We start from the raw sequence: 5,862 nt of genomic DNA, 5'->3' as shown, positions 1-5,862 counted from the left end.
CAACCGCGGTGGAGGTAGGTCCGGAGAGCCAAAAACGTCGGCTGCGGTCGAATGAACAGCCGCCTTGTGTGCATGCGTTATGAACCATCGGATCGATCTTTGAATGAGCAAACTGGCCAAAAGGCGCGCATTGCTGCTCCTCAATCCAAAGGCGCGGCGCGGCCAGGAGCTGATCGCCCCGATTGTGGAGCGGCTGGAGCGCGGCCGGCTTTCTGTCACTGTCGAAAAGTTCGAGGCGTTGCCGGAGATCGCTCGTGACATCGTTCGCTTGCGCCAAACGGCGGACCTTGTGGTCGTGTGCGGTGGCGATGGTTCGTTGTCGGCGGCGGCGATGGCTGTAGTGGAAAGCCGCCTGCCGATGGGCATTATTCCTATGGGAACGGCTAATGACCTCGCTCGCACACTCGACATCCCTATGGATCTTCTGCAGGCCGCTGACGTGATCGTGCGGGGCCGACTCCGGCAGATCGATATCGGCACGGTCAATGGCAATGCCTTCTTCAACGTTGCGAGTATCGGACTCAGCACTGAATTGGCGAAGGGTCTGGATCCCACTTTGAAGAAGCGTTTCGGCAGGCTCGGCTATGCGCTGGCGGCGGTGAAAGTGTTGACGCGGGCCACGCGATTCCACGCGAAGATTATTGAGAAAGGCGCGTCGACCGACGTCGAAACCTACCAGATTGCGGTGGGAAACGGTCGCCATTACGGCGGCGGCAACGTGGTGGAAGAGACGGCCGAGATCGATGACGGACATCTCGATCTTTATAGCTTGGAAATGACGAACCTCTGGAAGCTGGCGCTGATGCTCCGCTCCTTCCGGTCTGGAAGGCATGGCGCCTGGCGAGAGGTGCGCACGGCTAGGTGCGTCGAGTTCGACATCGAGACGGAGAAGCCGATGCCGGTCAACACCGATGGTGAGATCGTCACCTCGACACCAGCCCATTTCAAGGTCCATCCAAAGGCGATCTCGGTCTTCGCGCCTGCGCCCGTCGGCATACGAGATCGCACGGAAGGAGAAAGACCTTAGATTGTCGGTGGACCATCCCTGCGTCAAGGCTGCACAACAGCTTATCGCCGGCCGCGAGGCATGCATGATTATCGTGTTCTCGACGACGCTGACCTCCACTAGGCAAGCAATTTGGCCCCACGATCGTCCCGAGGTCATCAAAACGGCGACAACGACCGGTCCATGCGAGAAGCGGCGAGCTCGACAAATTATGATTTCCTTGGTCTGTTGCTAGCAGGTCGACATGCGCGACTTGGGGCCGTGGCCGCTTGGCACGACCGGCCTGAAAAGACTCCTTGGCCGGAGCTTTGCGTCATGAGCCGGAATGCAAACGGTTGCTGCGGCTCGTTACAACGCGCCTTGGCAAAGGTGCCGAACGCGGCCCTTAGGCGTTCCCGAAGGCTGGTTCAAAATGAACTGATATGTGATGCAGCCAAAGGATTGTTGCCCTTTGCCGTTCGAATATTAGCAACCTCTTGACGACCGCCGGCCGCGCTCCAGAATCTCTCACATGGCGCAGAGACAGACTGGCATCGACTTTGGGCTCGAGGTGACGGCAGGCGGCGTCACTCATCTGGAACTGCGCGACGACCGTCGGGGAAGCAACGCGCCGGAGAAGGCAAAGGCGCCGGGCCACGCCACGCCGGTCGACTATGAAGCTGGCAAGGCCACGGTCGGCGGTTTGGTCACAGTCGAAGCGGGCTCCCATCAGGGGATGGAAACGCGCCGCGCCGGTGCTCCGCGATGAGAAAATCCGGGACTGACAATCTCGTCCCGGCCATCAAGAGCCCCGGCGATGCGCCGTCGATGAAGGGCGCAGAGCAGTTCGAGATTTTCCCCGACTACGGCCCGACGATCAACAGGCGCCACATGGTAGCGGCAGCGGTGGTGGCAGTCCCGCTCCTGTTCGGTTTCACTGGCCTTGCCATCCGTTATGCCGCTGTTGCTTCAACATTGGCAGAACCAGGCTTCGGGTCTTATGCTCGTGCGCTCTGCCGATGGGATTGCCACTGGTATGTGGACATTTCCGAACGCGGCTACGAGCGCTTTCCCATCCCGAACCAAAGCAATGTCGGACGATGGGGCTTCTTTCCATTCTACCCGATGCTGGTAGCGGTGATCCGAGCGATTTTTCCTTTCCCCACGATAGTGGTCGCAACCGTCGCTTCACTTGCATGCAGCTACGCCGCATGTCTGGTGGCATGGCCGCTGCTGAAGAAGAACATGCGGGCCTATGTGCTGTACTGCGCTTTTTTGCTTAGTGGCCCGTTCTCCTTCCACTTCACCACTTTCCTTTCCGAACCTCTTTTCGTGCTCCTGACCTCGAGCGTTTTCCTGGCACTCAAACGCTCCAGCTATCCCGCCGCTGGCATCTCGTCAGCGCTCCTCTCGGCAACGCGGCTTGTTGGGGTCCTTGTCGTCTTTGCGACCGTCATTGAAATGTTCCAACAGCATCGGAAAGGGGGCGGCTCACCACTCTCCTTTCCTCGTTGGGTGCTCGGTCGGCCGGATCTGCTCGTCGCTATCTTGATCTCGCCTGCCGGCTTGTTCGCTTACATCCTGTTTTTGTATGTCACTGTCGGCGACGGCTTTGCGTTCCTGCACGTCCAACGCGCCTTTGGACGAGTGGCTGGGAACCCGATCCTGTTTCTGTGGGACGGCCTCTCAGCGTTTCCCAAGACCGGGTGGCTGCCCACGGCGCCGCAATGGAGTGCGCTCGCGGCAATCGCCGGGCTGGCGTTATCAGTCGTGCTGATGGCTCGCAAGCAATATGGCGCTGGTATCTTTTGCGCGATCAGCATTGTCGTGCCATTGATTACGAATCTGGCCTCCATGGTCAGATACGTCATTGGGCTTGCGCCTCTGATACTGTTGATGGCGTTCTTGCTGTCGGCATCGAAACTGACCTGGATAGCCGCTTTGTTTCTCTTCCTGGTCGCCTGCTATTTCATGACGGTGGCATGGATTGGGGGCTACCTTGCTTTGGTCTGACGTCGGCAACCCCTACGCACGCGCGATCTCGCTTGGGGGTTACGCGCTCGCCGCGGCTTTGGCCGTGTCCGAAATCCTCATCCTTGCGCTGGCTCTCCATCCGAATGTCCACCCCGACTATCGGGCCTATTACATCGACCGCACGACAACCTGCCTCAACCGCGATACCGTTGGCAGCTACTCACTCGGCCAGACAGTGTCCTTCCGGTCCGACGGCGCCAAACGGGCTTCCGGCATGAAAGTTTGTGGCTGGTCGGGGCCAGCAGCCGACGGCACACATTCGCTGGGTGAAACCTCGCGGCTTCGCCTGCAGATACCGCCGCTTCGCGACGGCCTAAAGGCAACGCTACAAATGGCCGCTGTCGTTCGTCCGCCACAGATGACCCAGAGGGTGATAATCTCAGTCCATGGCGTATCCGTGCATAAGATCACGCTGTCGGGCACACAACCCATGACCGTCTCGTTCTTCATTGCGCACGCAGCTTGTTCAAACGCCAGCACGTTAGAGATGACGTTTGACTATCTCGACGGGATCCTGCCCAGCAAGGCCGCCAGCAGCATTTACAAACGCTCCATCAAATTGGTGTCGTTTCGACTGGACGCCGTTTAAATATTATCGCCGCTGGCGGGAGCGGTTGCCGTGCCGACCGGGACGGCGATCGGCAAAAACCCACCGGTCAAGAACGAAGAAATTGATGGTGGGAACGAGCAGGCACGTAATCAGGACGGGAACGACGAGCGGCAAGCCCAGCTTCACCGTCATAAGTGCCGGCGCGCCATAGGCAATGGCAAAGCCTGTTGCCGCCAGCAGGAGAAAACGTGGCGCTGTGGTTCGATGCGACCGGCCCGACACGAACGTCAGGTATTTGTGCGCGAGATACGAAAACAAGGCGGCTGCGGCATATGCCCCAAGCGAAGCCTGGACGGGCGTGAAACCGAGCAGTTGCGATTTGGAAAAAGCGGCAACCAAAGCGGCATACAGAATTGTGGCAGAGATGCCGACCATGCCGAATCGTGCCAGCAGCGTGAGCGCGTCGCCGGGAGGCAGGTGCTCAGGCACGCGCACTAGACACATACTGTGCTCCCAACGGCAGGCGGGCGAGCATGCGCTCGACGTTTCGGGCAAACGGTCTGCCTGACGGCAGCAGCAGGAAGTGCTCGGACCGGATGTTCGTGAAGCCTGTCATCTGCAAGAGTGACGCTGTTTTGGCTGCGCTGAGCAGCACGGCATCTCGGTCGAAGGGACACCGGAACACAGCCAGACGCGTCAGCGGGTTATAGGGATTATGCTCGATGATGCAGGCGACACCGCCCGGGCGAAGGACGCGCCGCATCTCGCGTACGAACTCAAGCCAGGAAGCTGGCGGTACATGATGGACGACGCAGCTGGCGAAGGCCAGATCGAAGACGCCCTTGTCGTATGGCAGGGTCAGGCTGGAGCAGACCTTGTACATGACGCCAGGATTTTCCTCCCTGGCACGCAGGATCGAGTCCGGCGAGATGTCGCAGCCGTCCAGGGACGCGAAGGCGCCTTTGAGAAATGGATGGAGAACGCCTACGCCGCAGCCGACATCAAGCGCTCGCACACCAGAGCCATCAGAGCCCAGCCCTCGTTCAACCACAACGCGTCGCAGAAACTCGGCCTTGGCCTTAAGAAAGAAGTCGTGCTTAAGCCCTGAAAATTGGATCGATCCCTGGACTGTCTCGTCATAGATCGATCTATAACTGTCGAAGAGTTCGGACATTGGCCGGCACTCCAATCCGGGATTTTCGAGACGATCGTCGGTTCTTGACGGGAACGGCAGGCATCGCCCGGTCGAAGCCGGTGAGGCGATCGATCACGTAAAGCGGGCGCCGTTTCACTTCGGCGTGGATGCTTCCGACATACATCCCGACTACGCCGGTCATGAAAAGGTTGATGCCGCACAGGAGCGATACAATCATCACGGTCGAGGTCCAGCCGGCAACTACGCCGGTTTCAAAAGCCCAGGCATAAATTGCAAACGCACCAAAGGCGACGGCCAGCGCAGAAATGGCCAAGCCACCCCAGAGCGCCAGGCGCAGCGGCCGTTCCGAGAAGCTGACGATGGCGTGAGCAGCAAGATGCACCATCTTCCAGAATGGATATTTGGTCTGGCCAAGGGCTCGTGCTGGACGTTCGAACGGCACCGCCGCCTGCTTGAATCCCATCCAGCCAAACATGCCCCTGACGAAGCGATCCTGTTCGGGCATCTGTCTGAAAGTTCTCAGCGCTTTGGGGCCGACCAACCGGAAATCTCCAACGTCGCGCGGAATGTCGACGGTCGTCATCTTTTCCAGTAAGCGATAAAAGAGACTTGCCGTGAAGCGCTTGAACAAGGATTCGCCTTCGCGTTTAACGCGCCGGGCATAGACAATCTCGAAACCTTCCTTCCACTTCGCCACCAGATCGAGGACCACCTCGGGTGGGTCTTGGAGGTCGGCATCCATGACGATGACAGCATCCCCCTGGGCGGCGTCCATACCGGCTGTAATTGCTATCTGATGCCCAAAATTGCGCGAAAGCTCGATCAGCCGAAAACGAGGCTCGGCGGCAACCACGCACCGAAGGTATCTGACGCTACCGTCGCGGCTTCCGTCATCAACGAAAATAGCCTCGGTCTCACCGTCCAGCTGGTGGATTAGCAACCTGATGCGCTCGACCAGGCGAGGCAGCACTTGTTCTTCGTTGTATATCGGCAGAACCAGTGAGTAGCGCAGCGACACGTTCGCTCCGGTCCCGGTACCTTGGATCACATTGGCCTCCATGCCGATGAATGAAACGCCAGCCCCAAAGTTCCATAAGACGTTACTAATTTAACAGTTGCCGTAGGCGGGTGGCGAAC

The 5,862-nt window shown here is 59.0% G+C and carries 7 protein-coding genes; 4 read left to right on the top strand and 3 right to left on the bottom strand.

All coding sequences use genetic code 11. The features are described from left to right. The first annotated feature begins 103 nt into the window (after window positions 1-103). The 4 genes from EN884_RS22570 (at window position 104) to EN884_RS22555 (ending at window position 3,608) form a co-directional block, all read left to right on the top strand. Window positions 104-1,027, top strand: a complete 924-nt coding sequence (locus tag EN884_RS22570; RefSeq protein ID WP_063170805.1) for a lipid kinase — start codon at window positions 104-106, stop codon at window positions 1,025-1,027. A 490-nt stretch (window positions 1,028-1,517) separates the two neighbouring features. Next, window positions 1,518-1,754, top strand: coding sequence for a hypothetical protein (locus EN884_RS22565; RefSeq protein WP_063170804.1), 237 nt, complete (start codon window positions 1,518-1,520; stop codon window positions 1,752-1,754). Further along, the gene (locus tag EN884_RS22560; protein WP_063170803.1) at window positions 1,751-2,998 is read left to right on the top strand and encodes a hypothetical protein; all 1,248 of its coding nucleotides are present in this window, start codon (window positions 1,751-1,753) and stop codon (window positions 2,996-2,998) included. The genes EN884_RS22565 and EN884_RS22560 overlap by 4 nt, the downstream gene beginning before the upstream one ends. Further along, window positions 2,985-3,608: a hypothetical protein gene (locus tag EN884_RS22555; protein WP_128360743.1), complete on the top strand. Its 624-nt coding sequence runs from the start codon at window positions 2,985-2,987 to the stop codon at window positions 3,606-3,608. The genes EN884_RS22560 and EN884_RS22555 overlap by 14 nt, the downstream gene beginning before the upstream one ends. A 3-nt stretch (window positions 3,609-3,611) precedes the next feature. On the opposite strand, the gene EN884_RS22550 is transcribed toward EN884_RS22555, so the two are convergent. The 3 genes from EN884_RS22550 to EN884_RS22540 are packed head-to-tail and all read right to left on the bottom strand — an operon-like array spanning window position 3,612 to window position 5,743. Continuing rightward, the gene (locus tag EN884_RS22550) at window positions 3,612-4,058 is read right to left on the bottom strand and encodes a GtrA family protein (protein ID WP_244514440.1); all 447 of its coding nucleotides are present in this window, start codon (window positions 4,056-4,058) and stop codon (window positions 3,612-3,614) included. Beyond that, entirely contained in the window at window positions 4,051-4,743 is a 693-nt protein-coding gene (locus tag EN884_RS22545) for a class I SAM-dependent methyltransferase (protein WP_063170896.1), read from the bottom strand. The genes EN884_RS22550 and EN884_RS22545 overlap by 8 nt, the downstream gene beginning before the upstream one ends. Further along, the gene (locus tag EN884_RS22540; protein ID WP_224673147.1) at window positions 4,718-5,743 is read right to left on the bottom strand and encodes a glycosyltransferase family 2 protein; all 1,026 of its coding nucleotides are present in this window, start codon (window positions 5,741-5,743) and stop codon (window positions 4,718-4,720) included. The genes EN884_RS22545 and EN884_RS22540 overlap by 26 nt, the downstream gene beginning before the upstream one ends. Window positions 5,744-5,862: the final 119 nt, after the last annotated feature.

Origin of the sequence: Mesorhizobium sp. M7A.F.Ca.AU.001.01.1.1 (assembly GCF_004022735.1) — a bacterium.
Taxonomy (GTDB): domain Bacteria; phylum Pseudomonadota; class Alphaproteobacteria; order Rhizobiales; family Rhizobiaceae; genus Mesorhizobium; species Mesorhizobium ciceri.
The sequence above is the reverse complement of the archived record's forward strand: the minus strand, read 5'-3'. Positions and strand labels throughout refer to the sequence as shown.

Excerpts from the sequence above, each read along its gene's own strand:
- EN884_RS22570 (WP_063170805.1), top strand. The coding sequence starts at position 104 with ATGAGCAAACTGGCCAAAAGGCGCGCATTGCTGCTCCTCAATCCAAAG.
- EN884_RS22565 (WP_063170804.1), top strand. The coding sequence starts at position 1,518 with ATGGCGCAGAGACAGACTGGCATCGACTTTGGGCTCGAGGTGACGGCA.
- EN884_RS22560 (WP_063170803.1), top strand. The coding sequence starts at position 1,751 with ATGAGAAAATCCGGGACTGACAATCTCGTCCCGGCCATCAAGAGCCCC.
- EN884_RS22545 (WP_063170896.1), bottom strand. The coding sequence starts at position 4,743 with ATGTCCGAACTCTTCGACAGTTATAGATCGATCTATGACGAGACAGTC.